The organism is Sphingomonas panacis, from assembly GCF_001717955.1.
Lineage (GTDB): Bacteria > Pseudomonadota > Alphaproteobacteria > Sphingomonadales > Sphingomonadaceae > Sphingomonas > Sphingomonas panacis.
The window spans coordinates 3859380-3886355 of sequence record NZ_CP014168.1 but is presented as its reverse complement, the minus strand read 5'-3'; the positions used below and the strand labels follow the sequence as shown (position 1 = coordinate 3886355).

General features: G+C 66.0%; 22 protein-coding genes. 5 read left to right on the top strand and 17 right to left on the bottom strand.

What is annotated here, in order from left to right; genetic code table 11:
- Nucleotides 1-145: 145 nt before the first annotated feature.
- From J0A91_RS17655 to J0A91_RS17630, 6 genes are all read right to left on the bottom strand, one after another.
- Nucleotides 146-556, bottom strand: a complete 411-nt coding sequence (locus tag J0A91_RS17655; RefSeq protein ID WP_069205990.1) for a GFA family protein — start codon at nt 554-556, stop codon at nt 146-148.
- A 58-nt stretch (nt 557-614) separates the two neighbouring features.
- Nucleotides 615-1253: a DUF6975 family protein gene (locus J0A91_RS17650; protein ID WP_240502060.1), complete on the bottom strand. Its 639-nt coding sequence runs from the start codon at nt 1251-1253 to the stop codon at nt 615-617.
- Between the two features lie 180 nt (nt 1254-1433).
- On the bottom strand, nt 1434-3464 hold the full coding sequence (rpoD, locus tag J0A91_RS17645; protein WP_069205988.1) for an RNA polymerase sigma factor RpoD: 2031 nt from the start codon (nt 3462-3464) through the stop codon (nt 1434-1436).
- On the bottom strand, nt 3464-5353 hold the full coding sequence (dnaG, locus tag J0A91_RS17640; RefSeq protein WP_069205987.1) for a DNA primase: 1890 nt from the start codon (nt 5351-5353) through the stop codon (nt 3464-3466). The genes rpoD and dnaG overlap by 1 nt, the downstream gene beginning before the upstream one ends.
- Nucleotides 5354-5409: 56 nt before the next feature.
- Nucleotides 5410-5796 carry an endonuclease domain-containing protein gene (locus J0A91_RS17635; protein WP_069207452.1) on the bottom strand — a complete coding sequence of 129 codons (387 nt, stop codon included), beginning with the start codon at nt 5794-5796 and terminating at the stop codon, nt 5410-5412.
- 61 nt (nt 5797-5857) lie between these two features.
- Nucleotides 5858-6310 carry a GatB/YqeY domain-containing protein gene (locus tag J0A91_RS17630; protein ID WP_069207451.1) on the bottom strand — a complete coding sequence of 151 codons (453 nt, stop codon included), beginning with the start codon at nt 6308-6310 and terminating at the stop codon, nt 5858-5860.
- A 160-nt stretch (nt 6311-6470) separates the two neighbouring features.
- Between J0A91_RS17630 and carA the strand changes: the two genes are divergently transcribed.
- The 4 genes from carA (at nt 6471) to greA (ending at nt 11959) form a co-directional block, all read left to right on the top strand.
- Nucleotides 6471-7709, top strand: a complete 1239-nt coding sequence (carA, locus tag J0A91_RS17625) for a glutamine-hydrolyzing carbamoyl-phosphate synthase small subunit (protein ID WP_069207450.1) — start codon at nt 6471-6473, stop codon at nt 7707-7709.
- On the top strand, nt 7706-8068 hold the full coding sequence (locus J0A91_RS17620) for a ribonuclease E inhibitor RraB (protein ID WP_069205986.1): 363 nt from the start codon (nt 7706-7708) through the stop codon (nt 8066-8068). Before carA ends, J0A91_RS17620 begins: the two co-directional genes overlap by 4 nt.
- 1 nt (nt 8069) lies before the next feature.
- Nucleotides 8070-11390 (top strand): carbamoyl-phosphate synthase large subunit, encoded by a 3321-nt coding sequence (gene carB / locus J0A91_RS17615; protein WP_069205985.1) that lies wholly within the window; start codon nt 8070-8072, stop codon nt 11388-11390.
- A 92-nt stretch (nt 11391-11482) separates the two neighbouring features.
- Nucleotides 11483-11959, top strand: coding sequence for a transcription elongation factor GreA (gene greA, locus J0A91_RS17610; protein ID WP_069205984.1), 477 nt, complete (start codon nt 11483-11485; stop codon nt 11957-11959).
- 338 nt (nt 11960-12297) lie between these two features.
- Here the strand turns inward: greA and J0A91_RS17605 are convergent, their stop codons facing one another.
- The 9 genes from J0A91_RS17605 to J0A91_RS17565 all read right to left on the bottom strand — a co-directional run bounded on the left by J0A91_RS17605 (nt 12298) and on the right by J0A91_RS17565 (nt 20788).
- Nucleotides 12298-12528: a DUF4170 domain-containing protein gene (locus J0A91_RS17605; RefSeq protein WP_069205983.1), complete on the bottom strand. Its 231-nt coding sequence runs from the start codon at nt 12526-12528 to the stop codon at nt 12298-12300.
- Between the two features lie 114 nt (nt 12529-12642).
- On the bottom strand, nt 12643-13950 hold the full coding sequence (locus tag J0A91_RS17600; protein WP_069205982.1) for a dicarboxylate/amino acid:cation symporter: 1308 nt from the start codon (nt 13948-13950) through the stop codon (nt 12643-12645).
- Nucleotides 13947-14729, bottom strand: a complete 783-nt coding sequence (locus J0A91_RS17595) for a gamma-glutamyl-gamma-aminobutyrate hydrolase family protein (RefSeq protein WP_240502059.1) — start codon at nt 14727-14729, stop codon at nt 13947-13949. Before J0A91_RS17595 ends, J0A91_RS17600 begins: the two co-directional genes overlap by 4 nt.
- Nucleotides 14726-15754, bottom strand: coding sequence for a serine O-acetyltransferase EpsC (gene epsC / locus J0A91_RS17590; protein ID WP_083224747.1), 1029 nt, complete (start codon nt 15752-15754; stop codon nt 14726-14728). Before epsC ends, J0A91_RS17595 begins: the two co-directional genes overlap by 4 nt.
- 60 nt (nt 15755-15814) lie before the next feature.
- Nucleotides 15815-17164, bottom strand: a complete 1350-nt coding sequence (locus tag J0A91_RS17585) for an FAD/NAD(P)-binding protein (protein ID WP_069205981.1) — start codon at nt 17162-17164, stop codon at nt 15815-15817.
- Nucleotides 17165-17223: 59 nt separating this feature from the next.
- The gene (locus tag J0A91_RS17580) at nt 17224-18450 is read right to left on the bottom strand and encodes a dihydroorotase (RefSeq protein ID WP_069205980.1); all 1227 of its coding nucleotides are present in this window, start codon (nt 18448-18450) and stop codon (nt 17224-17226) included.
- A complete protein-coding gene (locus J0A91_RS17575) occupies nt 18447-19433 on the bottom strand; it encodes an aspartate carbamoyltransferase catalytic subunit (RefSeq protein ID WP_069205979.1) in 987 nt (328 codons plus the stop codon). Before J0A91_RS17575 ends, J0A91_RS17580 begins: the two co-directional genes overlap by 4 nt.
- A 48-nt stretch (nt 19434-19481) precedes the next feature.
- The gene (locus J0A91_RS17570; RefSeq protein WP_069207447.1) at nt 19482-20297 is read right to left on the bottom strand and encodes a sigma-70 family RNA polymerase sigma factor; all 816 of its coding nucleotides are present in this window, start codon (nt 20295-20297) and stop codon (nt 19482-19484) included.
- 35 nt (nt 20298-20332) lie between these two features.
- Entirely contained in the window at nt 20333-20788 is a 456-nt protein-coding gene (locus tag J0A91_RS17565) for a carboxymuconolactone decarboxylase family protein (RefSeq protein WP_069205978.1), read from the bottom strand.
- 248 nt (nt 20789-21036) lie between these two features.
- On the opposite strand from J0A91_RS17565, the gene ahcY reads away from it, so the two are divergent.
- A complete protein-coding gene (ahcY, locus tag J0A91_RS17560; RefSeq protein WP_069205977.1) occupies nt 21037-22455 on the top strand; it encodes an adenosylhomocysteinase in 1419 nt (472 codons plus the stop codon).
- Between the two features lie 57 nt (nt 22456-22512).
- On the opposite strand, the gene J0A91_RS17555 is transcribed toward ahcY, so the two are convergent.
- Together J0A91_RS17555 and J0A91_RS17550 are read right to left on the bottom strand one after the other, a co-directional pair.
- Entirely contained in the window at nt 22513-23493 is a 981-nt protein-coding gene (locus J0A91_RS17555; protein ID WP_069205976.1) for a 2OG-Fe(II) oxygenase, read from the bottom strand.
- 64 nt (nt 23494-23557) lie between these two features.
- A complete protein-coding gene (locus J0A91_RS17550; protein ID WP_420852838.1) occupies nt 23558-26560 on the bottom strand; it encodes a TonB-dependent receptor domain-containing protein in 3003 nt (1000 codons plus the stop codon).
- Between the last annotated feature and the right edge of the window lie 416 nt (nt 26561-26976).

Here is a 26976-nt window from a genome sequence, read left to right as displayed (position 1 = left end):
CTATCATCAGGGAGACGTTAGGACGGCGAGAGCCTTGTTTGTCGGCGCAGCCGCTATTCTGGCTCTATTCTTCGGCCGTTCTCGGGGTTGGTTTGGCTCGGAGACATAACGCTACCCGCGGAGCAAATGTCTGCAGTTCACTCCCTCACGCGACCGGCGGTGGCTGCTTTTCCACCTGTGGCAGCGCCGGATCGAAATGCGCCCATGTCGGGGCTTCGCTGGTCCAGATCGTCGCGCCGGGGGCGATGAGGTTCGGATCGTCGAGCGAGCCGGCGCGCACGAAGATCAGGTGCGGGCGGGCATCGGTGGCGCTGAACAGCGGCGTGCCGCACTCCGCGCAGAAGCCGCGGCGGAGCGTGTTGCCGCTGTCGGCGGTGTCGGTGCGCCAGCGCGGTTCGCCGGTGATCGTCACGCCCGCGCTGGGGAAGGCGACGTTGACGGTGCCGCTGCCCGCGCCGAGATATTGGCACAGCCGGCACCAGCAGGCGCGCGCCGCGATCGGCTCACCCGGGATCTCATAGCGCACCGCGCCGCACAGGCATCCGCCGTTGGTCATCTCGTTTCTCCCTGTCTCGCCGCAGGATAGGGGGAGTGCGCGGGGTCGCGCAAGCCGCTCAGCCGTGGTGATTGCGGGCGCTGGCGCGGGCTTCGAGCAGGCTCCACAGCCCGCGATGCTGCGCGAATACCTGTTGCGCGCCAAAGGCGATGGCGCGCTGGGTCGCGGGCGAATCGCTCACGGTGGCGACGAAGGCGGCGAGTTCGGCACGGTCGGGCAGTTCGGACGGTGGCACCGCGACGCCGAGCCGATGTGCGGCGGCATCGAGCACGATGCGGATCGCCTGCCAGTCGATCACCAGCGCGATGGCGGTGCCGATCGCGCAGCCCTTGCGATCCGAGCGGGCGAGCATGTCGAACGCGTGGCGCTGGTTGGTGAAAGCGGCGTCGGCCTCGGCCTGGCCAGGCGTCGACGGCAACGGACCGACGGCGGCGGTGAGATGCGCGAGATAGGCGCGTTCGTTGGTGAAGGCGGTGGTGATGCGGACGAACCAGTCGGCGGTCTGCTGGTCGCGTTGGAGCGCGATGTCCTCGAACAGATAGCGACCGTGGATCGTACAGACCGCGTGGACCGCATCCGCGACGTCGCGCTTGGCGGCGTTCGGCGCTGCGAGCGCCGCGATGCGGGGGTGGGCGGCGCTACCATCGGCGGCGGCCAACGCGGCGAGCATCTGCCAGGCGTCAGCGGCTGGTTTCATCGATGGTGCCTCGAACGCCATGTAATCGGTGTGCCTTTTTCGAAACCGTTGCCGGTATGCTCGATATGGGGGTAGCCGGGATGGTTTATACGAAGCGCGTAAAGACGTGGTTTAGATCGGCTTAACGGTGTTTCGGTCAGCCGGTGATCGCCGCGCCGGTTGCCCGGCGCGGCGTAAGACTTACTGGTCGAGGAACGAGCGCATCTTGCGGCTGCGGCTCGGGTGCTTGAGCTTGCGGAGCGCCTTCGCCTCGATCTGGCGGATGCGCTCGCGAGTCACCGAGAATTGCTGGCCGACCTCTTCGAGCGTGTGATCGGTGTTCATGCCGATGCCGAAGCGCATGCGCAGCACGCGCTCCTCGCGCGGGGTGAGGCTCGCCAGCACGCGCGTGACGGTCTCCTTGAGGTTGGCCTGGATCGCGGCATCGACCGGGATGATCGCGTTCTTGTCCTCGATGAAATCGCCGAGATGCGAATCCTCCTCGTCGCCGATCGGCGTTTCGAGCGAGATCGGCTCCTTGGCGATCTTCATCACCTTGCGGACCTTTTCGAGCGGCATCGACAGACGCTCGGCCATTTCCTCGGGCGTGGGCTCGCGGCCCTGCTCGTGGAGGAACTGGCGGCTGGTGCGGACGAGCTTGTTGATCGTCTCGATCATATGGACCGGGATGCGGATCGTGCGCGCCTGATCGGCGATCGAGCGGGTGATCGCCTGCCTGATCCACCACGTCGCATAGGTGCTGAACTTATAGCCGCGGCGATATTCGAACTTATCGACCGCCTTCATCAGCCCGATATTGCCCTCCTGGATGAGGTCCAGGAACTGCAGGCCGCGATTGGTGTATTTCTTGGCGATCGAAATCACGAGCCGCAGGTTCGCCTCGACCATTTCCTTCTTAGCGATCCGCGCCTCGCGCTCGCCCTTCTGGACCATGTTGACGATGCGGCGGAACTCGCCGAGCGCCATGCCGGTCTGCTGGCTGATCTCGGAGATTTCGAGACGGATGCGATCGGCGGCGTCGGTCTCGTTGAGGACGAACGCGGCCCATTTCTTGTCGACCTTGGCCGCGCTCGACGGGAACGCCTCGTCGAGTTCGTGGCCGATGTAGCGATCGAGGAAATCCTTGCGGCTGACCTTGTGACGCTCGGCGAGGCGCAGCATCTGGCCGCCCAGCGCGGTGAGGCGCCGGTTGAACGAATAGAGCTGATCGACGAGATATTCGATCTTGGCGTTGTGGAACTGGACGCTCTCGACCTCGGCGGTGAGTTCCTCGCGCAGCTTCTGGTACTTGCGCTCCTCGGCCGCCGACAGCTCGCCACCGGCGCCCATCTGGTCGAGGCGCTGCTGCTGCATCTTCGAGAATTTCTTGTAGATCGCCGTGATGTTGGCGAAGCGTTCAAGCGCGATCGGCTTGAGCTGCTCCTCCATCTGCGCGAGGCTGAGGGTGTTGTCCTCTTCCTCCTCGTCGGAGGCGCGCGGCGTGCGCCGCTCGGTCATCGAATCCTCGTCCTCGTCGGCGGACGCCTCCTCGGGCTCTTCCTCTTCCTTGAACGAAGGACCGGCGGTCTTCTCCGAAATTTCAGCATCCCCGCCCTCATCGTCGTCGGAAAGGCTTTCCGGCGCGGGGTCCTTGGAGAGCATCGCGTCGAGATCGAGGATCTCGCGGAGCTGCATCGTGCCCTCGTTGAGCGCGGTCGACCAGTCGATGATGGCGTTGAAGGTGATCGGGCTTTCGCACAGGCCGAGGATCATCGTGTCGCGACCGGCCTCGATCCGCTTGGCGATGGCGATTTCGCCCTCGCGGCTGAGCAGCTCGACCGCGCCCATTTCGCGCAGGTACATCCGAACCGGATCATCGGTGCGGTCGACGACTTCCTTCTTCTTGACGTCGAGATTGGGCGCGCTTTCCTCCGCCGTATCGGCGGGCTCTGCCTCGTCCTCGGGCTGCTCCTCGGTATCGCCCTCTTCGCCCTGCTCGTCATTCTCGACGATGTTGATGCCCATCTCGCTCAGCGCGGAGGAAATATCCTCGATCTGATCGGACGACATCTCACCCTGGGGCAGCGCCTCGTTGAGCTGATCGTAGGTGATGTAGCCGCGCTTCTTCGCGCGTGCGATCACCTTCTTGATGTTCGCATCGTTGAGGTCAATCAGCGGCGCATCGCCACCCTCGTTGGTGTCCGAAACGTCCGCCATATCGGTCTTCGCCATTAACTGCCCTCAGATTTAAAAGCTCTGGCGTCTTCGTTCGCCTGCACGAGATTTGCAAGCCGCGTATCCAGAGCATGTCTTTCTTTCACCAGCGATACCTGCCGTTCGAACGCCTCGTCCGAATAGCGTGACTGCATCGCCGCTGTCGCTTCGCTCAGCGCCGCATCGATCTCGGGGCGTGCGACCAGGATGGCGATCGCTTCGTCGAGATCGGCGCGCGCCCGGATCGGGTCGGCATGCTTTTCGGTGAAGGAGCATTGCAACTGGTCGGCCCTGAGCAATTCGCTGGCGATCTGATCGAAACCGGAAGACGCCAATATGGTGAGAAGCCGGTCACTATCAAGCGCCTGATCCTCGACCGCGAGATCGACCACCGCCTCGAACAGCCGCCCGAGCGCGCCGTCGGCAAGTTTGAGCGAGCCGAGCACTTCCATGTGGCGTGCGATTTCGGCCGGATGGCGGATCAATCCCGCGACAACCGCTTTGGCGAGAATGCGATCGACGCCATTGGCCTGCGCGGCCTTGGTGGCCTGATGCACGGGCGCGATAGGCGCTTTCCACGGCTGTCCCGGACGGCGACCGCCACCACCACCGGGCGCGCGCGGCGCGAACGGTACGAAGGGCGTGCGCTGTGGGCGGAACATCTCGTCGAAGCGGCGGCGGAAGTCGGCGAGATATTCGTGCTTCACGTCGTTGTCGGCGATGCTGTTGGCGAGTTCGGTGAAGCGCGCCTTGAGGCCGGCCTTCTGCTCGGGCGTGGCGGTAGGTTCGGCGGCGACCTCGTGCGCCCACAGTCGATCGACCAAAGGCTGCGTCTGGCGCAGCAGCGCCTCGAACGCGGCCGGCCCCTTGGCGCGGACCAGATCGTCCGGGTCTTGCCCCTGCGGCAGCGTGACGAAGGCGAGGCTGCGGCCCGGCGTCAGCATCGGCAGAGCGCGGTGGGCGGCGCGGATCGCGGCTTTCTGGCCGGCGCTGTCGCCGTCGAAGCACAGGATCGGCACGTCGCTGATCCGCCACAACCGTTCGAGCTGCGGTTCGGTGAGCGCGGTGCCGAGCGGCGCGACCGCCTCGCCGAAGCCGGCCTGGGCGAGCGCGATCACGTCCATATAGCCTTCGACCACCAGCACGCGCCCGGCTTTGCGCGCGGCGGGGGCGGCCTTGTCGAGATTGTAGAGCGTGCGGCCCTTGTCGAACAGCGGCGTCTCGGGCGAATTGAGGTACTTTGGCTCGCCGTCTCCGATGATGCGGCCGCCGAACGCGATGGCGCGGCCGCGCTGGTCGCGGATCGGGATCATCAGCCGGCCGCGGAAACGGTCGTAGGGGTCTTTGCCCTCGACCGAGATCAGCAAGCCGGCTTCGACGAGTATCGGATCGCCATAGTCCTTGAGCGCGGCCTTGAGCTTGCCGCGTGAATCGGGCGCGAAGCCGAGGCCGAAGTCGCGGGCGGTTTCGGGGCGGATGCCGCGCTTTTCCAGCACGGCGCGCGCCTCGGCACCGGCGAGGCCGTGGAGTTGCTCGGTGAACCACGCGGCGGCGTCGTCACAGGCTTCGTGCAGGCCCTTGGCGGCTTCGGCGCGTTCGGCGGCGCGCGCGTCCATCGCGGGCAGTTCCATGCCGGCGGCCTGCGCGAGTTCCTTGACCGCATCCATGAACGGCAGACCGCGCTGGTCGGTCAGCCAGCGGATCGCGTCGCCGTGCGCGGAGCAGCCGAAGCAATGGTAGAAGCCCTTGTCGTCGTTGACGTAGAAGCTCGGCGTCTTCTCGTTATGGAACGGGCAGCACGCGCGATACTCGCGCCCGGCCTTCTGGAGCTTGGTCGTGCGGCCGATCAGCGCAGACAGAAGCGTCCGCGATCGCAGCTCGTCGAGAAAGGCGGGGGAAAGACTCACCGCGCGATTCTAGCACGGTTATTGGCAGAAAGGGGGAGGGATTTGCAAGGGGGGTGTTAACTCCCCTCCCGCTCGCGGGAGGGGCTGGGGGAGGGTGTGTCCGCAAGCGCGCGCTGTATAGTGTATGCAACGCCCTCAAGGTTCTCCATCACCTCGGTGTTCCAGAAGCGGAGTACGCGGTAACCCTGCGTCTCGAGGTAATGTGTCCGCTTAGCATCCGCATCTCTGGCGGCATCGTGTTGGCCGCCATCCACTTCTATGACGAGCTTCATCCCACGCGAGACGAAATCGCAGATGAACGGGCCGATCGGTACTTGGCGGTTGAAGCGCACACCTGCGAGCTTGCGGGCGCTTAGCACAGACCAGAGCCGTCGCTCCGCATCCGTGGCGTTGGCGCGCAATTCGCGAGCGCGCATGGTGGGTCTGGCGTAGGCTTTGTCCAACAGGCCCTCCCCCAGCCCCTCCCGCAAGCGGGAGGGGAGTGTGTTGCGTGCGTGTTTTAGCCTAGCTCAGCGCGGCCTTTACCAGTCCGCTGGCCTTGCTCATGTCGAGCGTCTGGGCGTGGCGGGCCTTCAGTTCGGCCATGACGCGGCCCATGTCCTTCATGCCTGACGCGCCAAGCTCGGCCTTGATCGCCTCGATCGCGGCGCTCGTCTCGGCTTCGCTCATCTGCTGCGGCAGGAAGCGTTCGATCACCGCGATCTCCGCGCCCTCGGCGTCGGCGAGTTCCTGGCGGCCGCCCTTCACGAACATCTCGATCGATTCGCGGCGCTGCTTGACCATCTTCTGGAGCACTTCGACCACCAGCGCGTCGTCGCTGTCGGGGGCCTTGCCGGTGCGCGCTTCGATGTCGCGGTTCTTGATCGCCGACTGGACGAGGCGGAGCGTGGCGGTGTCGGCTTTCTCGCCCGCTTTCATCGCGGTGACGAGCGCGGCCTTGATGTCGTCGCGGATCATGATTGTGTCCTTTTGTTGGGAGCGGAGCGGCACCGCCAAATCGAAACACGCCGCTTAGCCCAACCGGCGCGGCGATAACAGATTGACGCTGCCGCCTGCGGGTTCTAGCTGCCGCGCCTTAGCGACATCGCCAAACCCAATGAAGGAGTGCCCGCCGATCATGGCCGACGCCAAACCTATTTCCGCGCCTGAAGGTGCCACGGGCGTGCTGGTTCTCGCATCGGGTGATGTGGTGTGGGGGCGTGGTTTCGGCGTTGAAGGCGCGGCGGTCGGCGAGGTGTGTTTCCACACCGCGATGACCGGCTATCAGGAGATCATGACCGACCCGTCGTTCGCGGGGCAGATCATCACCTTCACCTTCCCGCATATCGGCAATGTCGGCGCCAATCCCGACGATATCGAGGCGGACGAACCGCATGCGCTCGGCATGATCGTGCGCGAGGACGTGACCGAACCCTCCAATTTCCGCAGCGTCGAGCGGCTCGATGACTGGATGAAGCGGCACAACCGCATCGGCCTCGCCGGGATCGACACGCGCGCGCTGACCAAGCGTATCCGTGCCGGCGGCGCCCCCAACGGCGTGATCGCGCATAGCGCGGACGGCGTGTTCGACATTCCCGCGTTGCTCGCGCAGGCGCAAGCGTGGCCGGGGCTGGAGGGCATGGACCTTGCCATCGACGTGACTCGCGAGACTCATGGCGCTTGGGAGGGCGGCATCTGGCGGCTCGGCTTCGGCTATGCGGAGAGCGGTGCCTCGACTTCGCTCGGCACGAACGGAGAGGAACAGCCGTTCGTCCCGAGCGAAGTCGAGGGACAAGCGCACCGCCCGCATGTCGTAGCGATCGATTATGGGTCGAAGCGCAACATCTTCCGCAACCTCGTCGCCGCCGGCGCCAAGGTTTCGGTGGTGCCCGCGACCGCGAGTTTCGAGGATGTGATGGCGCTCGCGCCCGACGGCATCTTCCTGTCGAACGGCCCCGGCGATCCCGCCGCCACCGGAGAATATGCCGTGCCGGTGATCCGGCAGTTGCTGGAGACCGGCAAGCCGCTGTTCGGCATCTGTCTGGGCCACCAGTTGCTCGCGCTCGCGGTGGGCGCGCAGACCAGCAAGATGTTCCAGGGGCATCGCGGCGCCAACCATCCGGTCCAGCGGCTGAGCGACGGCGGCGTCGAGATCACATCCATGAACCACGGCTTCGCGGTGCTGAGCGACAGCTTGCCCGGCCATGCCCGCGCGACTCATGTGTCGCTGTTCGACGGATCGAACGCGGGGCTCGAACTGGTCGATCGCCCGGCGTTCTCGGTGCAATATCACCCGGAGGCATCGCCGGGGCCGCAGGACAGCCTGTATCTGTTCGGCAAGTTCGTCGACATGCTCGCGCCGGCGGTGGCGGCATGACGCTGCCCGAGGTCGATCCCAAGCGGCTCGAAGCCGAATGGGCGGCGGACAAGGACGTGCTCGCCAGCCTCGCCGCGAACGGCGACCGTGCCGAGATCGTGCGGCTGGTCGATGTGAGCTTTCGCGGCGACGAAGACGCGCTGGAGCGGCTTGAGGACGATGCCGAGACGCTCGGCTTCAGCTTTATCGAGCGCGAGGAGGATGAGGACGGCGAGATCAGCAGCTTCCTCGGCATCGAGCAGAGCGTCGAGGCCGACGCGATCCGCGCGCTGACGCTCAAGTGCCTGCAGATCGAACTGCTGTACGACGTGGAATATGACGGCTGGGGTTGCACCGCCGAAACCGGATTGAAGAACTGACATGCCCAAGCGCACCGACATCTCCTCCATCCTCGTCATCGGCGCGGGGCCGATCGTGATCGGCCAGGCCTGCGAGTTCGATTATTCGGGCGTGCAGGCGATCAAGGCGCTGCGCGAAGAGGGCTATCGCATCGTCCTGGTCAATTCGAACCCGGCGACGATCATGACCGATCCCGATCTCGCCGACGCGACCTATGTCGAGCCAATCACGCCGGCGATCGTCGCCAAGATCATCGAGAAGGAACGGCCAGACGCCGTCCTGCCGACGATGGGCGGGCAGACCGCGCTCAACACCGCGCTGGCGCTGTATAACGACGGCACGCTCGCGAAGTTCGGCGTGCAGATGATCGGCGCCGATGCCGCCGCGATCGACAAGGCCGAGGACCGGCTCAAGTTCCGCGACGCGATGGACAAGATCGGGCTCGAAAGCGCGCGCTCGGCGATCGCGCATACCGTCGAGGAGGCACTTGTCGCCCTGGAGCGGACCGGGCTGCCCTCGATCATCCGGCCGAGCTTCACGCTCGGCGGCACCGGCGGCGGTGTGGCGTACAACCGCGAGGAGTTCATCGCGATCGTGCGCTCGGGGCTTGATGCCTCGCCGACCAACGAGGTGCTGATCGAGGAGTCGCTGCTCGGCTGGAAGGAATATGAGATGGAGGTCGTGCGCGACCGCCACGACAATTGCATTATCATCTGCTCGATCGAGAATATCGATCCGATGGGCGTGCATACCGGCGACTCGATCACCGTCGCGCCCGCGCTGACGCTGACCGACAAGGAATATCAGATCATGCGCAACGCGAGCATCGCGGTGCTGCGCGAGATCGGCGTGGAGACGGGTGGATCGAACGTTCAGTTCGCGGTGAATCCCAAGGATGGCCGGCTGATCGTGATCGAGATGAACCCGCGCGTGTCGCGCTCGTCGGCGCTGGCGTCGAAGGCGACCGGCTTCCCGATCGCCAAGGTCGCCGCCAAGCTGGCGGTGGGCTACACGCTCGACGAGATCACCAACGACATCACCGGCGCGACGCCGGCGTCGTTCGAGCCGACGATCGACTATGTCGTCACGAAGATCCCGCGCTTCGCGTTCGAGAAGTTCAAGGGCGCCGAAGAGGTGCTCGGCACCGCGATGAAGTCGGTCGGCGAGGTGATGGCGATCGGCCGCAACATCCACGAATCGCTCCAGAAGGCGCTGCGCGGGCTCGAGACGGGCCTCAGCGGCTTCAACATGGTCGAGCGGCTTTCGGGCGCGCCGCGTGTCGAGATCGAGGCGGCGCTGGCGAAGGCTACGCCCGACCGGCTGCTGGTCGCGGCGCAGGCGCTGCGCGAGGGCTTCACCGTCGCCGAGGTGCATGCGATCGCCAAGTACGATCCCTGGTTCCTCGAGCGGATCGCCGAGATCGTGCGTGCCGAAGAGGAAGTCTGCCACAACGGCCTGCCGCGCGATGCGGCGGGGATGCGCAAGCTCAAGGCGATGGGGTTCTCCGACAAGCGGCTTGCCTATCTGGCGCTGAAATCCGCCAATCTGCGCGGCAACGCCAGCGGGATCGCGCGTGGGCGCGGGCTGATCCACGAGGCGGTCAAGGCGATGACCGGCGGCGTGACCGAGGCGGAGGTGCGCGCGGCGCGCCACAAGCTCGGCGTACGGCCGGTGTTCAAGCGGATCGACACGTGCGCGGCCGAGTTCGACGCCAAGACGCCGTATATGTACTCGACCTACGAGGCGCCCACGTTCGGCGAGCCGGAGTGCGAAAGCATGCCGACCGACCGCAAGAAGGTCGTCATTCTCGGTGGTGGACCGAACCGGATCGGGCAGGGGATCGAGTTCGATTATTGCTGCTGCCACGCCTGCTTCGCGCTGGCGGACGCAGGCTACGAGACGATCATGGTCAACTGCAACCCCGAGACCGTCTCGACCGATTACGATACGTCGGACCGGCTGTATTTCGAGCCGCTGACGGCGGAAGACGTGCTCGAAATCCTTCATGTCGAGCAACAGAACGGTACGCTTGCCGGCGTGATCGTCCAGTTCGGCGGGCAGACCCCGCTCAATCTCGCGCAGGCGTTGCAGGATGCGGGCATCCCGATCCTCGGCACCTCGCCCGATGCGATCGATCTCGCCGAGGACCGCGAGCGGTTCGCGGCGATGATCAACAAGCTGGGCTTGCGCCAGCCCGCCAACGGCATCGCGCGCAGCCGCGACGAGGCGGTCGCGGTGGCGGAGCGGATCGGCTACCCGGTGCTGATGCGGCCGAGCTACGTGCTGGGCGGCCGGGCGATGGAGATCGTCGACTCACTCGTCCAACTCGACGATTATATCCAGACTGCGGTGCAGGTTTCGGGCGATTCTCCGGTGCTGATCGACCAGTATCTGCGCGACGCGATCGAGGTCGATGTCGATGCGATTTCGGACGGCACCGATGTCGTCGTCGCGGGCGTACTCCAGCATATCGAGGAGGCGGGCGTCCATTCCGGCGACAGCGCGTGCTCGATCCCGCCGTACAGCCTCGGCGCCGACGTGATCGCCGAGATCGAGCGGCAGACGCGGGAACTCGCCAAGGCGCTTTCAGTGGTTGGGCTGATGAATATCCAGTTCGCGGTGAAGGAGGGCCTTGTGTATCTGATCGAGGTCAATCCGCGCGCCAGCCGCACGGTACCATTCGTCGCCAAGGCGATCGGCGTGCCGGTCGCCAAGATCGCCGCGCGGGTGATGGCGGGCGAGAAGCTCGCCGATCTGCCGACGATCGACCGCAACATCAGCTATTATGCGGTCAAGGAAGCGGTGTTCCCGTTCGCGCGCTTCCCTGGTGTCGATCCGGTGCTATCGCCCGAGATGAAATCGACCGGCGAAGTCATGGGAATCGACCCGAACTTCGCGCTCGCTTTCGCCAAGGCGCAGCTCGGCGCGGGCACGGTGCTGCCCAAATCGGGCACGTTGTTCGTCAGCGTGAAAGACAGCGACAAGCCGGTCATCCTGCCGGCGATGCGGCAGCTTGCCGACCACGGCTTCACGATCGTCGCGACCGGCGGCACCGCCGATTTCCTTGAGCGTAACGGCGTTTCGGTCGAGCGAGTCAACAAGGTCGCGCAGGGCCGGCCGCATATCGTCGACCGGATCAAGGACGGCGGGATCGACCTGATCTTCAACACCACGGAAGGGTGGCAGAGCCTGAAAGACTCGCAGCCGATCCGCGCTTCCGCGCTGACTCAGAAGATTCCGCACTTCACCACGGCATCAGCCGGCGTGGAAGCTGCACGGGCGATCGTGGCGCTTGCGACGCAAAACCTTGAAGTACGGCCGCTGCAATCCTATTATTCCTGATCGCACGATTACTCCCCGACAGTTGAACACAGTGCGGGTCGGCCCGGAAGGGCCGGCTTGGGGACAGATTTCGGGACGAAGGATTTCAAGGGATGGCGACCGTCGACAAGATGCCAATGCTGCAGGAGGGCCATGATACGCTCACTGCGCACCTCAAACAGCTCAAGGCCGAGCGTCCCCTGATCGTCGATGCCATCGAGGAAGCGCGCGCGCACGGCGACCTTTCGGAAAACGCCGAATATCACGCCGCCAAGGAGCGGCAGGGCCAGATCGAAGCCTCGATCTCCGATATCGAGGACAAGCTGAGCCGCGCGCAGGTGATCGACCCGCGCGATCTTTCCGGCGACAAGGTGGTGTTCGGCGCGACGGTGACGTTGCTCGACGAGGACGAGAAGCCGGTGACGTACCAGATCGTCGGGCAGACCGAGGCGGACGCCAAGGGTGGCCGGATCTCGTACAATTCGCCGCTCGGTCGCGCGCTGATCGGGCGCAAGGTCGAGGACGAGGTCGAGGTGACGGTACCGTCGGGCGACCGCTACTACGTGGTCTCAAAGATCGAGTTTATCTAAGCGGCGGCGAAGGGATCAGCGAAGCTGATCCCGAGCTTCAGCCGCGCCCGGCCGGCGGCGCTATAGCGCCGACCGACGACGCGGGATTTACGCCCGCGTCGCGCTGTTTTGCGCGCGCGTCCGCCGAAACACGACACCGTCGCCCCGGCGCAGGCCGGGGCCGCTGTGTTTGGGGCAGGCGGCCAGCCAAGTTACATAGCGGCCCCGGCCTGCGCCGGGGCGACGAGTATTGGTGACCAGCGCCGGCGGCAAAGCCGCCGTCGGACGGGTTCGCTGGCGCGACCCCGGCCGGCCTAGGCGCTGCGCTTCGCGCATCGGCGACGAAGCCGGTCTGCGCCTCAGACGGCGGGCGGTGCCATCAGATCCGGCTCCAGCAGCCGGTGCATGTGGACGATGACATACTTCATCTCGGCATCGTCGACGGTGCGCTGCGCGGCGGCGCGCCACGCCTTTTCGGCGCTGGCATAATCGGGGAAGATGCCGACGACGTCGAGCGAGGACGTGTCGTTGAAGTCGAGCGTCTGCGGATCGCTGACGCGGCCGCCGAAGACGAGGTGGAGTTTGCTCATGACCGGTCTTTCCGTGGAGGAGGGGACGCGCCCCTCTTAGGGGCGAGGCTCGCGGATTCCAACCTGCTGCGCTGCAACGAAGCGATATTCGCCCCCCCGGAAAAGACGCGCGTATCAGCTGGCGGCGAGCCTCGCGTCGGACGCGTCGGGCAGCTCGGTCGCCACCAGCCCGGCGCGCTTGGCGACGATCAGCGGCACCAGCACCTGCCCGGCGACGTTGACGGCGGTGCGGCCCATGTCGAGGATCGGGTCGATCGCGAGCAGCAGCCCGGCGCCCTCCAGCGGCAGGCCGAGCGTCGAGAGCGTCAGCGTCAGCATCACCAGCGCGCCGGTCAATCCCGCAGTCGCCGCCGAGCCGAGCACCGAAACCAGCGCGATCAGCACGTAATCGACCGCCCCGAGCGTCAGTCCGAAATATTGCGCGACGAAGATCGCGGCGATCGCCGGGTAGATCGCGGCGCAGCCGTCCATCTTGGTGGTCGCCGCGAACGGCACCGCGAAGGCGGCGTAGCTGCGCGGCACGCCGAGGCGTTCGGCCGCTTGTTCGGTGACGGGCAAAGTGGCGATCGAAGATCGCGAGACGAAGCCGAGCTGAATCGCCGGCCACGCACCCGCGAAGAAGCGCGCGGGCGAGATGCCGTTGGCGAGCATCAGCAGCGGATAGACCACGAGCAGCACCAGCGCGAGGCCGAGATAGACCGAGCCGGCGAACGCGCCGAGCGCCGAGAGCGACTGCCAGCCGTAGTGGACGATCGCATTGCCGAGCAGCGCCGCCGTGCCGATCGGGGTCAGCCGCACCACCCAGCGCAGCAGCCGGCGGAAGATCGCGAGAGCGGAGGCGTTGAAGGCGAGGAACGGCGCGCCGGCTTCGCCGACGCGCACCGCCGCCGCGCCGATCGCGACCGCGACGACGATGAGTTGCAGCACGTTGAACGACAGCGCGGTCTTGACCGAATCGCCCTTGATCGTGGTCGATGCGCTGAGACCCAGCACGTTGGCGGGGATCAGCCCGCGCAGGAAATCGAGCCAGCTTCCGGTCGTGTCGGGCCGAACCGCTGCCGCGCGCTCGATGCCGGCGTGAAGCCCCGGCTGGATCGTCACGCCCAATGTGATGCCGATCGCGACCGCGATGGCGGCGGTGATCGCGAACCAGATGAGAGTCGATGTCACCAGCCGCGCGGCATTGTCGAGCGAGCGGAGCGCGGCGATCGACGCGACGATCGCGGTGAACACCAGCGGCGCGACGAGCGCCTTCAACAATTGGACGAAGCTCTCGCCGATGATGCGCAAAGCCTCGGCGAGCGGCCCCGGCGCCTCGGGCGTCACATAGCCGCGCGCGACCACGCCGAGCGCGATGCCGGCGGCCATGCCGACCGCGACCTGCGCGCCGAAGGGGAAGGAGAGGCGGCGAGCCTCGGTCATGATACAGTCCTTACATTGGTGGCGAGCGCCGTGCCGATCCGGTCGAAGAATGCGCGGCTGGCGGCGCTGGTGCCGATGTCCCATTCGGGGTGCCATTGCACCGCGAGCACGTCGGCGCCGCAGGGCTGGGCGGAAAAGGCTTCGATCAGCCCGTCCTCGGCGGCGGTCGCCTCGATCGTGAGGCCGTGGCCGAGCCGGTCGATGCCCTGATGATGGACCGAATTGACCGTTTCGGCGGCGACCCCCGCCTGCGCCTGCAACATCCCGCCGGGCGTGAGCGTGAGATCGTGGCGATGGTCGAAATGGCGTTCGTAGTGCGTGCCGTCGGCGAGGCCGCAATGGTGGACCGAATCGAGTCCGTCGGTGAGCGTGCCGCCGAACAGCACGTTCAATTCCTGCAAGCCCCGGCAGATGCCGAACACCGGGCGCGCGCCCTCGATCATGTGCGCGGCGAGGCGAAGCGCCACCTCGTCGCGCTGCTCGTCGACGGGGCCGTTATCGTCACGCGCCGCGCCGTAGCGGGTGGCGGCGACGTTCGAGCGCGAGCCGGTCAGCAGCAGCCCGTCGAGCCGGTCGACCAGCGCGAGCGCGTCGCATGCGTCGGACACCGCCGGGATCAGCACCACCGCCACGCCGGCGACATCGGCGAGCGGCTGGACGAAGCGGGTCGCCACCACCTGTACCGGGCGCTGCGAAAATTCGTTGCAGCACAACACGCCGATCACGGGGCGGCGTGCGCAGCCCGACTGGCGCGGCCACGGATTGAACCACGCGCTCACGCGTTTCGCCCCGACAGCGCGGCGCGTAGGTCTTCGGCGGTTTCGCGGTCGGCGATTTTCGCCGCAGGCTGGGTGACGACGCTGCCGGGTGGCACATCCTCGAGCAGCCAGACGTTGCCGCCGATGGTCGCACCGCGCCCGATCGTGACGCGGCCGAGGATCGTCGCGCCGGCGTAGATCGTCACGTCGTCCTCCAGCACGGGATGGCGGGCGTAGCGTTCGCGCGGGGTCACGTGAGTTAGCCCGAGCGGGCTGCGCGCGCCGAGCGTGACGTGCTGGTACAGTTTCGCACGCGCGCCGATGATCGTGGTCTCCCCGATGACGACGCCGGTGCCGTGATCAATGAAGAAGCTCGGGCCGATCGTCGCGCCGGGATGGATATCGATGCCGGTGCGGCTGTTGGCGATTTCCGAGATGATCCGCGCCACGATCGGCGCGCCGAGCGCGTGGAGTTCGTGCGCGATGCGGTGATAGCGCACCGCGATCGCGCCGGGGTAGCAGATCAGGATCTCGTCGACGCTGCGCGCGGCGGGATCGCCGAGGAACGCGGCTTCGACATCGGCGTCGATCAGCCGGCGGATATCGCCGAGCGTGGCGGCGAACAGGCGCGCGATGAGTTCGGGCTGTTCGGGATCGAACGGGGTTGCGGTCTCATCCTGCCAATAGGCGAGTTCCTTGGCGATCTCGCCGCGCAGCAGATCGAGGCCGAGCGCGAGACGATCGGCGACGAAGCCATCCTCCTGCGAGTCCGGGCCGGCGAAGTCACCGATCCGGCGTGGGTAGAGCGCGCCCGAGAGATGGTCGATCGCGTTGGCGAGCCGGCCCGAGGATGGAAACAGCGGCACCGGCGTGCGGCCGCCGCGCAGATCGGTGCGATAGTCGATCCGCGCCGAGCGCAGCGCCGCGACCGCATCGTCGAGTGCCGCTGCTCCCGGCCATGATGTCGCTTCGATACCCACGAACGCGGTGTCCTTTTCGATCCTCGTCAGGTCGAATGTCCACGTAAGCGCTGGGAGTTTCAACATGCCGGTTGGTTGGGCGTGCGAAAGTTTTGCTTCGCCTCACCCTTTTCCGGGCGGGGCGCTCTAAAGCCCTTCGCCGCCGACCCATTGCGCGTTGGCGAGGCGGCGCGCGACCGACCAGCTCTGGACGCGGATGTCGGGGACCGCGACGATCTCCCAGAAGGCGCCGCGTGTCATCGGGCCGAGCGCGTAGAGCCAGTCGTTGCTGGTGCCGTCGGCGGCGATGGTGCGGCTTTGCGAATCGACGTCGATGCCGATGCGCAGCGTATCGGGCCGGAGCGTGCCGCGCGCGACGAGATCTCGGAGCAGCGGTTCCGCGGCGCGGAGCAGATCGCCTTGCGGGCCGGTGCAGTTGATCATCCGCGCGATGCGCAGCGTCTCGGGCGTGGCGCTGGTGCGGGGGCGCCAGGTGACGGTCAGCGCGTCACCGTCGCTGGCGGTGGCGACAATCTTGCCGGCGCAGACGGTCAGCGTGCCGCTGTCGCGCAGGGCCGCGAGCGCCTCGGCCACCGAGGGGGCGAGGCGGTGGCGGTGAACGTCCCACCACGGGCGGAGATGGCGCAGGAAGCGCGCGCGTTCCTGGTCGCTCGCCGCGCGCCACATATCCTGTGTGAAGCGGCGCAGTTCGTCGATCGCGGCGCGCCAGCCGATCGCGTTCGCGCGGGCTCGCACCCGGTGCAGCAGCGCGGAGCCGGTTTCGCGCGGGCGCTCGTCGAGCGGATCGGGCGGCGGCGCGGCGGCGGCGTGCGGATGCGGCAGCAGCCCGCGCCGCGACATCGCGACGATCCGCCCGGCGAACCCGCGCGCGCGCAGCGCCAGCACGACATCGACCATCGTCAGCCCGGTGCCGAGCGCGAGCACGGTATCGTCGTCGCCGAGCCCGTCGAGCGCGCCCGGCGCCCACGGATCGGGCGCGTACAGCCGCTCGGGCAGGCCGGCGGTGCCCGGCTGCGGGTGCGGCGGCAAATTGCCGATCGCGAGCATCGCCGTATCCACACCGATCCGCCGTCCATCGGCCAGCACGACCTGCGTCGTGTCGCCGTCGCGGATCACATCGACCGCGTCGCCGCGCACGATCTCCAGCCGACCGTCCGCCGCGTGGCGGGCCTCGTCGAGCAGTTCGCGCAGATACTCGCCGTAGCGCAGCCGGGGCACGAACGGGTTGGGATCGCCGCCCGGCGCCTGCGCTGCGACCCAACGGTGGAAATGGCCGGGATCGTCGGGGAAGGCGCTCATGTTGGCGGCGCGGACGTTGAGCAGGTGCGCGGGGTGCGCCGCGCCATAGGCCAGCCCCTCGCCCGCGAGCGGGTGGCGTTCGATCAGCACCAGTCGCGACTCGCAATGCCGAAGCAGGTTGATGGCGGCGAGCGTGCCCGAAAACCCGCCGCCGATGATCGCGATGCTCTTCGTCATGCCTATTTGCCCAACCGAATCGTGCTTTGCGCTTCTATCGCAGATCGACACATGCGGCGTCAGACCAGCGCTGTGCCGCCCTTGAACAGCCGCAGCACCTTGCCCTGAACGGGCAGGCCGTCGAACGGGGTGTTGCCGGCCTTGGCGACGAGCCGATCCGAATCGATCTGCCACGGCGCATGTTCGTCGAGCAGCAGCAGATCGGCGGGTGCGCCGAGGGTGAGCGATCCGGTCGGCACGCCGAGCACCTTGGCCGGGTTGAGCGCCAGCAGCGCGAACAGCCGGTCGATCGTCACCAAGTCTTCGCGGACCAGCCCGAGCGCGAGCGCGAGCAGCGTTTCGGCGCCGGCCATGCCCGCATCGGAATCGGCGAACGGCAGGCGCTTGGCTTCCGGCCCGCGCGGTTCGTGGCCCGAGCACAGCACGTCGATCGTGCCGTCCTGCACCGCCGCCAGCGCCGCCCGGCGGTCGCTTTCGGCGCGCAAGGGCGGCGAGAGGCGCGCGAAGGTGCGGAAATCGCTCATCGCGATATCGGACAGGAACAGATGCGCGGGCGTGATGCCGCACGTCACGCGCACGCCGCGTCGCTTGGCGGCGCGGACAAGATCGAAGCCGGCGGCGGTGGTCACCTGACGGATATGGAGCGCCGCGCCGGTCTCCTCCGCCAGCATCAGATCACGCGCGACCGCGAGCGCTTCCGCGATGGCGGGGGCGGCGGGCAGGCCCATGCGGGTCGCGGTTTCGCCGGCGGTGGCGACCGCTGCGCCGACTATACCGGCGTCCTCGGCATGCGCGATCACGGTCAGGCCGAGATCGCCGGCATAGGCGAGCACCTTGCGCATCACGCCCGAGTCGGCGATCCACGTCGCTCCGGTGCCGACCGCGCGGGCACCCGCCGCGCAGTTGATCGCCATTTCGGCGAGATCCTTGCCGGCGAGGCCACGCGTCGCGGCGGCGATCGGGTGAATCCACAGATCGGGCCGCCCGATCAGCGCGGCACGCTGGACGAGGCCGGGGTTGTCGAGCACCGGCGACTGATCGGGCATCAGCCCGACGCGGACGATGCCGCCCCTGTGGAACGCCGGCAGGTCGATCGCGAACACGCCGAGATCGACGATCGCGGGGGCGAGCAGCTTGCCCTTGCAATCGATCCGCTCGGCGGCTTCGGGCACTTCGAACAGCCCGGTCGCGGCGATGCGATCGTCGACGATCAGGATACCGCCCTTGCTGACGCCTGCGAGCGGGCAGACGAGCGTGGCGTTGAGCAGCGCTATGGTGCGGTTCATGCCCAGCCCTCCACGCCGCGCGCACGCCTGGTCAGCACATCAAGGCAGGCCATTCGCACCGCCACCCCCATTTCGACCTGTTCGGTAATCGCCGATTGCTCGGGATGGTCCGCCACCGCCGAATCGATCTCGACGCCGCGGTTCATCGGCCCGGGATGCATCACCAGCGCGCCCGGCGCCCGCGCCAGCCGTGCCGGCGTCAGGCCGTAGCGCAAGTGGAACTCGCTGTTCGAGGGGATGAAGCCACCCGCCATGCGCTCGTTCTGGAGCCGGAGCATCATCACCACGTCCGCGCCCTCCAGCGCCGCATCGAAATCGGTGTAGGCGGTGACGCCCATCTTCTCGATATCGACCGGCATCAGCGTCGAGGGCGCACAGACCCGCACGCGCGCGGCGAGCGCGGTCAGCGCGAGGATGTTCGAGCGCGCGACGCGGCTGTGCAGGATGTCGCCGCAGATCACCACGGTCTGCCCGGCGATGTGGCCGCGCCGCCGCCGGATCGTCAGCGCATCGAGCAGCGCCTGCGTGGGGTGTTCGTGCTGGCCGTCACCCGCGTTGAGCACCGGGCAATCGACCTTGCCCGCGATCAGCCGCACCGCGCCGCTCGACATATGGCGGATGACGATCACATCGGCGCGCATCGCGTTGAGCGTCATCGCCGTGTCGATCAGCGTTTCGCCCTTCTTCACGCTCGATTGCGCGGCGTGCATGTTGACCACGTCCGCGCCGAGCCGTTTGCCGGCGATTTCGAAGCTGAGCAGCGTGCGCGTGCTGTTCTCGAAGAAGGCGTTGATCTGCGTGAGGCCCTCGAGCCGCTTGTCGCTCTTGGTGCGGTTGCGGTTGGCCTCCACCCAATGTTCCGCCTCGTCGAGCAGGAACATGATCTCGTGCGGCTGAAGGCCGTCGATGCCGGTGAGGTGCCGATGCGGGAAGACGGCGCTTCCGGCAATCTGCGAAGCGGGGCGGTGATCTGAAGGTTGCATTAAAGCCGTGGCCTAGCCGGGGCGGGGCAGGGGCGCAAGCGGTGTGCGTCAACTGTCCAGATGCGCGAGATGGCGGAGCTTGTCGGGGTTGCGCATCACGTAGATCGCCTTGATGCGCCCGTCCTCGATCAGCAGCGCGGTGGTCTGCAGGATACCGTCGGGTTCGCGCGTGACGAAGCCGGGCAAGCCGTTGACGAGCGTGTAGCGCAGCAGGTGTACCGTGCGGTCGCGCGCCAGCTTCGCCAGCGCGGCGTGGGTGCGGGTGATCTCGTCCGGGCCGTGGATGACTCGCGCCACCGCCGGGCGCTTGCCGCCGCCGTCCGAATACATCGCCGCGTCGCCGGCGAGCAGCGCGCCGAGCTTGCCGATCTCGCCGCCGCGTGCCGCCGCGAAGAAGGCGTGCGCGATCTCCAGTCCGTGCGCGCGATCGACCGGATAGCGTGGCCGCTCGGTGCGGACGTGCGCCCGTGCCCGCGCGGCGAGCTGCCGACAGGCGGCGGCATCCCGGCCGAGCGCATCGGCGACGTCCTCGAAACGCTCGCCGAACACATCATGCAGCAGGAAGGCGGCGCGTTCGAGCGGGGAGAGCCGTTCGAGCGCGAGCATCAGCGGCAATGTCACGTCATCGTCGGGCGTATCCTCGACGATCGGCTCGGGCAGCCATTGGCCGACATAATCCTCGCGCTGCACGCGCGCCGATTTGAGGTGATCGAGGCAAAGCCGGGTCACCGTCCGGCGCAGGAAAGCGGCGGGAACGGCCACGTCGCCGCGATCGGCCGCGGTCCAGCGCAGCCACGCGTCCTGCACCACATCCTCGGCATCGGCGACCGAGCCGAGCATGCGGTAGGCGACGCGCAGCAGCATCGGCCGCTGCGCGCCAAAGTCGGCGGGGTTGCCGCTCACGCTTTCCAGCCGTAGCTCGGATCGAACATGTCGAAGCCGATCGCGATCCGGTTCCACGTGTTGATCACGCTGATCGCCATCGTCAGCTTCACCTGTTCCTCCTTGCTGAACTGCGCCGCGAGCGCGGCATAGACATCGGCCGGCGCGCGCCTTGTGGCAATCTGCGTCAGATGATCGGTCCAGTCGAGCGCGGCGCGTTCGCGGGGGCTGAACACCGGCGCGTCCTGCCATGCGGCGATCAGCGCGATACGCTGTTCGGTCTCGCCAGCCTGGCGCGCTTCATAGGTGTGCATGTTGAGGCAATTCGCGCAGCCGTTGATCTGCGAGGCGCGGATCTTGACGAGTTCGAGCAAGGGCTTTTCGAGGCCGCTCTGGGCGACCTGGGTGGAGAAGGCGAACCATGCCTTCATCAGCTCGGGCGCGGCGGCGAAATAGTTTACGCGAGTGGTCATCGTCAGGCTCCTTCAGGGTATGCAGACCTGACGAGCGAGCGGGCCCGGATGTGACATCGGTGCGCGAACTTTTCAGTTCCCCCGCGAAAGCGGGGTCCAGAGCCGCAAACGTTGTCCCCCGTGGCTCTGGACCCCCGCTTTCGCGGGGGAACGGCTCACGTCATATAAAGACATCTTTATATTTGATCTGGAGCCGATCTCGCGCTAGAGCGCCGGCCATCCAACCGCGTAATTCGGAGATTTCTCACGTGGCCACCGTACTCGACCGCAAGAACGACTATGTCGTCGCCGACATCAGCCTCGCCGATTACGGCCGCGCCGAAATCAACATCGCCGAGACCGAGATGCCGGGCCTGATGGCGCTGCGCAGCGAGTTCGGCGCGTCGCAGCCGCTCAAGGGCGCGCGCATCACCGGATCGCTGCACATGACGATCCAGACCGCCGTGCTGATCGAAACGCTGACCGCGCTCGGCGCCGATGTCCGCTGGGCGACCTGCAACATCTATTCGACCCAGGACCATGCCGCCGCCGCGATCGCCGCGTCGGGCGTGCCGGTGTTCGCGATCAAGGGCGAGAGCCTTGCCGACTATTGGGATTATGTCGGCTCGATCTTCGACTGGGAGGTCGATGGCGACGGCCAGACCTGCAACATGATCCTCGACGACGGCGGCGACGCGACGATGTTCGCGCTCTGGGGCGCCAAGCTCGAAGCCGGCGCGACCATGCCCGAGCCCGAGAATGAGGAAGAGGTCGAGATGCAGCGCGCGCTCAAGGCGTTCATCGCCAAGAAGCCGGGCTACCTCACCGAGACCGTCAAGAACATCAAGGGCGTGTCGGAAGAGACCACCACCGGCGTCCACCGCCTGTACGCGATCTCGAAGAAGGGCGAGCTGCCGTTCCCGGCGATCAACGTCAACGACAGCGTCACCAAGTCGAAGTTCGACAACCTCTACGGCTGCAAGGAATCGCTGGTCGACGCGATCCGTCGCGGCACCGACGTGATGCTCGCCGGCAAGGTCGCCACGGTCGCCGGCTTCGGTGACGTCGGCAAGGGCTCGGCCCAGTCGCTCCGCAACGGCGGCGCGCGCGTGCTCGTCACCGAGATCGACCCGATCTGCGCTTTGCAGGCGGCGATGGAGGGCTTCGAGGTCGTGACGATGGAAGAGGCGGTCACCCGCTCGGACATCTTCGTCACCGCCACCGGCAACGCCGACGTCATCACCGCCGACCACATGAAGGCGATGAAGAACATGGCGATCGTCTGCAACATCGGCCACTTCGACTCGGAGATCCAGATCGCCGCTCTGTCGAACTACAAGTGGACCGAGGTTAAGCCGCAGGTCGATCTCGTCGAGTTCCCCGATGGCAAGCAGATCATCGTTCTGTCGAAGGGCCGCCTCGTGAACCTCGGCAACGCGACCGGCCACCCGTCGTTCGTGATGTCGGCGAGCTTCACCAACCAGACGCTCGCGCAGATCGAACTGTTCACCAAGGCCGAGAACTACAAGAACGACGTGTACGTCCTGCCCAAGCACCTCGACGAGAAGGTCGCCGCGCTTCACCTCGAAAAGCTCGGCGTGAAGATGACCACGCTCAGCCAGAAGCAGGCCGATTACATCGGCGTGCCGGTCGAGGGGCCGTTCAAGCCGGATCATTATCGGTACTAAGGCGCGATCATCGCGAGAGCGGGAGGGGCTGCGGGAAACCGCAGCCCCTTTTTTGCGTCATGCCGCCTCGGGTCCGATCCACGGATCGAAAGCGCGGGCGCGAATCCACCGGGTCGCGATCCATTTCGCGCCCTGGGCGACGGGCAAGCCGGCGTGTTGGGCAGTTGGATCTGGCATGCCGTTGGCGGTGGTGTTGGCGAACAGGATCGCGTCGCCCGCTCTGGGCCGGATCGTCAGGCCTGCTTTGGCGAATACCGTTTCGCCACCGGTGAAGCCGTCGTTAAGATAGACGATCACGGTTAAGACGCGCTGGTTGCGCGTCTGCCCAATCGTATCGAGATGCTGGCGATATTGCTGGCCCGGTCGATAGCGCAACACGGTCAGCGCCTCGCCCTGATCGGTTTCGGTGCCGCTGATCGCCGCGATCCGATGGTTGAGCGCGCGGATGACGAGATCCTCGCGCGCAGGGCCGATCACCGCCGCGTCTGAGGTGCGGATCGGGTTCACAGCGTCGCGCCCGGTGACGGGATCGACGATCATCGCGGGTTCCAGCAGGTCGGTCGCGGTGCGTGCCACATGTGCGCACTCCGCCGGGGTGAACAGCCGCTCGAAACGCAGGATGCGAGGAGTCTTCGCCAGCGCCATGGACAGGCGGCGTCTGACGGGCCGCCCATCGACCGTCAGGTCCATCTCCGCGAGGAGATTGCGCTGCGCCGCCGCGACGGGATCGCTACGCGCCGCCTGGTCGAGCAGTGCTCTTGCCGTCGGCCAAGAAGCGGGGCCGCCAGTGCCGTTCGCGGTGAGCGCGACGTCGAGCAAAGCGGCATCGACATGCCCGATCCGCACCGCCCGCCGCAGAAACTCACGCGCAAGCGGCAGATCGCGGGGCACGACCGCCCCGATCAGGTACAGGCCAGCGAGTCGGAAGCACGCCGGGGCGTTGCCGGTCCGTGCCTGCTGTTCGAGCACTGCCAGCGCCTCCGCTGTGCGATTGGCGGCCAACAATGCGTCCCATTCCTGCTTAGGATCGGTGCTCATCGTCTTCTCATAAAAAAAGAGCCGGCGATTGTCGCCGGCTCTTTTCGAGTTGATCGTGTTCGGGTCAGAATTTGACGTTGATACCAGAGTAGAAATACCGTCCCTTGTTGTCGAAGATGCCGGTGCCGCCGTTGGCATCGGTTGAGTTGCCAATGCCAACCGATCCGAGCGGCGGAAGTTTGTCAGTTATGTTGTCCACACCGATGTAGAACATCGAGTCCTTCATAACGTTAACGCCTACGCGAATGTCGTGGTACATGACAGATTGATAGTACAGATGGTCGGAATAATCGGCGTTCTGCGCCGGGCGTCCTTGGAAGCTATTGAGGCTTTCATACGCCGTCACCGACTGTTTCGACAGATAGCGACCTTCGTAGTTGATGAAGAACTTGCCGACCGTGAAATCGACGTTGACGTTCACGGCATCCTTCGGCGAACCGATTTCGCCGACTGTCGTGTCGCCATAGCTCGAATTGGTCGGATCGGTGAACGACGTGTTCTCGAACTGATGCGTCCAGATCGCTCGCGCGTTGACCTGCATGTTGTCACCGATGCTGTGCACATAGGCGATTGCGCTGTTCAGACCACGTGCGCGTAACTGTGCATAGTTGAGCGGGCTCGCGAGCAGGCTGCCTTCGACGATGCGAAACGGCGTGCCGGTGGCCGAGCCGGAGGCATTGTCACGTCTGAACGAGCCGCAGAACGGGTTGCTCAGCGAAGGCGAGTCGTAGCACTGGTTGACGATCGTCTGCGCATCGACCGAAGTGATGACGTTGCTGACCTGGATGTTGTAGTAATCGACCGAGAGCGACAGGCCGCGAACCCAATGCGGCTGCACAACAACGCCATAGGTATAGGAGTCCGAGGTTTCCGCCTGCAGGTTGGGATTGCCACCGCTGAGAATCTCCAGCGACGACGAGTAGATGTAGTCGAACGGCGTCGCCCCCGTGGTGTTGATGCCGGCCGCCGCGCAGTTGGCTGCACGATATTGCGTGCCTTCACCGATCTGGCGAGCCGCGCACGGGTCCGAGAAGGTCGGTGCGAAGTTCTGCCCCTGCGGCGCGTACAATTCGGTCAGGTTCGGCGCACGCACCGACCGCGAATAGGCTGCCCGGAAACGAACGTCTTCGACCGGGGCATAGGTAACGCCGGCGTTGTACGCCCAGACCGAGCCGGCCCCGCCCTTATAGTCCGAGAAGCGGAAGGCGCCGGTCGCGGTCAATTCCTTGATGAGGAAGATGTCCTTGAGCAGCGGCACGCGCACTTCGCCGAAAGCTTCCTTCACTTCGAACGCCGGCGGAGTGAAATCCGCGAGTGCGTTGTAGAAGGTGTAGCCTGCGGAAACGAGCGGGTCGGCGCGGAAATAGTTGGTCTCGCGCCGATACTCGCCACCGAACGAGAAGCCGATTGGGCCGCCGGGCAGGTTCAGGAAGCCGCGCGTGCTGCCCGAGATACTGCCCAGCAAATCAAGCTGGGTGATCTTGCCGACCGAGGTCGTGTCTTGGAGGACATAGTTCTTGGCCGCCTGCGACACTGCGCCATAGCCGAACGGATTGAACGGTTGGCATCCGGCGATATCCGCCGCCAGCCGCGCGGGATTGCCGGCGAGGTCGCCGCCCTGGACGGCCGTGTAGCCTGCGCCCCCATCAAGTTTCGAGCCGCAGACGATGTTGCCGCTGCCGTCGCGCTGGGAATCCATCGCGAGCAGGAAGCGTTGGACGTTCAGATTGCCTTGGACGCGCGTCCGCTCTTTGAACTCGCCATAGTTGGCGGACAATTCATACTTCCAGTCGGTGTTGAAAGTGCCGCGTACGCCGCCGACGATCCGGAATGTCTCGCGCTTGGCAGCCTCCGAACGTACGCCGAGATCGAGCAGGTTTTCGCGCAGCGGGAAGCGGAACGAGCCGTCGGCGATCGACGCCAAGTCATCGGCCGTGAGCGCAACCTTGGTGGTGGGGAAATTCGGATTGAGACCGCTTGCGAGAATCTGCTGCGTGATAACCGAACGGGCTTGCGAGCTCAGGTACGGGTTGTTCAGCTCCGGATTTTCATAGAACCCGTCGAGGGTTTGCCCCTGGAAGAACGCCGGGCCTGAGTTTCCCGAACCGAACGAGTTGGTGCGGACATAGCTGGCTTCGATAAACGGCACAAACGCCGGCGAAACCTCGAAATGGCCGATCAGGTTGGCCGAGTAGCGATCGAGCTGCGGCAGCAACTGCACCAGTGCGCCCTCGCGACCGGTGGTGCCGTTACCGCCGATGAACGAGCCGTTCGGTCCGAGGCCGACACGCGTGCCGGTCTGCGGTACCAGTGAGCCGTCGCCATTGAAGACATAGCCGCACGAGAAGGCCGCCCCGTTTTTGTCCTTGCCGCAGATGCCCGGGCCGCCGTTGGCTTGTGGGAACAGGATGTTTCCGCCGAGCGAGATCGTCGCCGAGCGGATGTCGCGCATGAAGGTTCGATCCGGGATGCCGTCACTGCCGTTAACCGCGCCCGCAGGATCGGTGTCGGTCACGACGAAACCATCGGCGCGCGAAAATTCGTTGACGTCCGAGGCGAGATATTGATTCTGCCGGGCATATTCGAGGTTGATCGCGATATTGCCGCGACCCTCGGCAAAGTTCTTGCCGGCGAGGATGCTGGCGTAATAGGCGCCGGCCGCGCCTCGGCTGCTGACGCCGCCTTGCGCATGCGCCTGCAAGCCTTCGAAATGATCCTTCAGGACGAAATTGACCACGCCCGCGATCGCGTCGGACCCGTAGACCGCGGATTCGCCGCCGGTCACGAGATCGACGCGTTCAATCAAGTCGGTCGGCAGGGTGTTGATGTCAGTCGACACGGCGTTGTTGAGGATGTCCGCGCCGACATGGCGGCGGCCGTTGACCAGCACGAGCGTGCGCTGCGGCCCGAGGCCATACAAATCGACCAGATTGAGGCCGGCTGTGCCGAGGAAGCGTGTCGAATTCGATTGGCTGAACGTGTTGGCGACTTGCGGCAGATTGTTCAGGACATCGCCGATCGAAACGCCGCCGGTTTGTTGCAACTGCGCCCCCGTTATCGACGTGATGGGAGACGTCGAGACGAGGTTTGGCGCGGAGATTCGGCTACCTGTAACAACGACGAGGTCGGTTTCGTCTTCGTTCGCTGGAGTTGAGGTTCCTGCCGCCGGTTGTTGGTCTTGCGTGGCGACCGGCGCAGTCGTCTGCGCGCTTGCTGCCGGGGTGCCCGCGATGGCGCCAAAGAAGACCACCGACCCCAATGCGGTTGTCGTAAGGAGTTTGAACGAACGCATTTTTTTAAGCCCCTTTTATTTCTGCGATGACACAACCTGCCGCAAATTCGTCGTCGTTCAAGCGTGGTTCAGACCGGAGATCCATTCTGCCTAACGTGTGTTGCATAAAAGCAACGTCAATTATGGCGGGAAATTCAATCGTTTCAGAGCGGAAGATGAGATTCGGCGATGCCTGTCAAAGCCGCAGTGCA